We start from the raw sequence: 2,552 nt of genomic DNA, 5'->3' as shown, positions 1-2,552 counted from the left end.
CGTGACTTAGCATGGCAAAATGGCATGCTTGTTTTTAATGGTGAGCCGCTTAGCGATGCCTTAAACGAAGTGAGCCGTTATACTTCTACACGTTTTAAATTATCGTCTGAAGAACTTGCGTCTATTAAAGTTGCGGGTGTTTTCAAAGCAGGTGATGTGGCTGGGTTGCTAGAAAGTTTACACACTAACTTTTCTATTAATCATGAACGCCAAGGTAAACACACAGTTACGCTTACGCAAAATACAAAATCATAAGAAGCAGCTATGCAAATCAGACATATGTTAGATAAAGTTGCATCTTTAAATCCTGCACGTAAAAAAAAGATTAAAAAAAAGAAACAAAACCATAGAGGATTTTTGTTTGCCAGCTGTTTATATACGGTGCGCAGTAACCAATTGCATTTATTGAGTGGTTTATGTGTGTTTGCACCAGCTATGTTTAGCCTAAATGTGCAAGCCGCAAGTCAAACTACCGGGCAAATGGTGCAATTTGATATAAAAGCGCAGCGAGCAGACAAAGCCTTAATTGAATTTGCTAAACAAACCAAGCAAACCGTGGTGTTTTCATACGAGTTAGCTAAAGAGTATGAAGCAAATTCTGTCTATGGATTCTATACCCAACTAGATGCGCTGGAGGCATTATTGGTGGGGACTGAGCTCGATGCGGTTGTTGATCAAAATGGATTACTGAGTATAAAACTCAAACAAATCAACAGGAATGATAACAACATGATGAAGCTTTCAGCAGTCAGTGCAGCAGTATTACCGGCATTACTGGCGGTAAATTCTCAAGGTGTAAATGCAGCAGAAGACGTTGCTCAAGACAAAATCGAAAAAATTGCAATTGTCGGTAGCCGTGTAGCAGGGCGTTCGGTTGAAGATTTACCCGTTCCGGTCGATATTTTAAGTGCTGAAGCACTTGAAAATACAGGGCAAACTGAAGTGGGCCGTATGCTACAAGCAATTGCGCCTTCATTTAACTTTTCAAGTTCATCTATTAGTGACGGTACCGATGCATTAAGACCTGCAACGTTACGTGGTTTAGGTCCCGATCAAACATTGGTGTTGATCAACGGTAAACGTCGCCATCAAGCTAGTATTATCCATATTAATACCTCGGTTGGTCGTGGTACTGCCGGTACCGATATGAATGCTATACCGGCATCTGCTATTAAGCGTATTGAAGTACTTCGCGACGGTGCGGCTGCTCAATATGGGTCTGATGCAATTGCTGGTGTTATCAACATTGTATTAAAAGATGGTAGTGAAGGTGGCAAAGCAGCTATTAATTATGGTGAATACTCTGAAGGTGACGGCGAAACAGTTAACGTTGACTTCAACAAAGGGTTTGCACTGGGTGACAATGGTTACTTAAACACAACGATTAACTACCGTGACCGTGCGCCAACTAATCGTGCAGGTTTGCATGGTTCATGTCAGTTTTACGGCTGTGAAGAACTTAGCGATGGTACTTTGTTAGCCGGCGATCCGCGTGAATTAACAGCTGATCGTAACACATTTAGAATCGGTGACGCTGATTCACAACAGTTTGGCTTAACGGTAAATACTGGCTACGAGTTAGGCGATGGCGAATTATATGGTTTTATTACGTATTCAACACGTGATAACGAATCAGCCGCATTTTTCCGTCATAATGCTAATGCGGGTGGTAACCCAGTATTGCAAGATGGCGACGCAACAATCCCACTTGGTTTCTTACCAAAAATCAACACCACCATTGATGATATTTCTTATAACTTTGGTTACAAAACAGAGTTTGATAACGATTCAAGCCTTGATTTATCGTACACCTACGGTGAAAACAGCATCGACTACACAACAAGCGATACAATTAATGCGTCATACGCTAACTTTTTGCGTTACGAACAAGGTTTAAGCGCTGCTGATATTCGTACTACTATCCCGCGCGAAGCATACGCATACGGTATGGAACTATCGCTACAAACAATTAATTTAGATTTCACTAAAAACTTTGATGACTACTCACTTGCGATGGGTGCAGAGATGCGTACTGATGAGTATCGTATTTTAGCCGGTAATGAGTATGCATATCGTGATTACGATACAAATAATGGCGTAAGTATTTACAGCGGTTTAAGCGGCGGTGTTGGCAGCGAAAATGCTTCTGGTGGCACGCAAGGCTTTGGTGGTTCGTCACCTGCATCTTCAGTAGATGAGTCACGCGATGTAATTTCGTTTTACTTAGACGCTGAAGCATATGTTATTGAAGACGTTATTTTATCTGGCGCACTTCGTTACGATAACTACAAAGGCTTTGGTGATACGGTTAACTTTAAGTTAGCAGGTAACTGGGCAATTACAGACGATATTTCATTACGTGGTGCATTAAGCTCAGGTTTTAGAGCGCCATCTATGCAACAACTTTACTTTAACAACATTAGTACACAGTTTGTTGTAGGGCCAAATGGCACATTAGTAGCCGAAGAAGTGGGCACGTTTAGAAACGATTCAACACTGGCGCAAAGTTTAGGTATTCCAAAACTTAAAGAAGAAAAGTCTCAAAACCGTAG

At 41.3% G+C, this 2,552-nt stretch carries 2 protein-coding genes; both read left to right on the top strand.

Features of this window, described 5'->3' with window-relative positions; all coding sequences use genetic code 11:
• On the top strand, positions 1–255 hold a 255-nt coding region (locus tag BCG07_RS16570; RefSeq protein WP_353743802.1), incomplete at its 5' end, for a FecR domain-containing protein.
• Positions 256–264: 9 nt separating this feature from the next.
• A partial coding sequence (locus tag BCG07_RS16565) for a TonB-dependent receptor plug domain-containing protein (RefSeq protein ID WP_286891165.1) occupies positions 265–2,552 on the top strand: 2,288 nt, incomplete at its 3' end.

Origin of the sequence: Pseudoalteromonas sp. ESRF-bin5 (assembly GCF_002632075.1) — a bacterium.
Classification (GTDB): Bacteria; Pseudomonadota; Gammaproteobacteria; order Enterobacterales; family Alteromonadaceae; genus Pseudoalteromonas; species Pseudoalteromonas marina.
The sequence above is the reverse complement of the archived record's forward strand: the minus strand, read 5'-3'. Positions and strand labels throughout refer to the sequence as shown.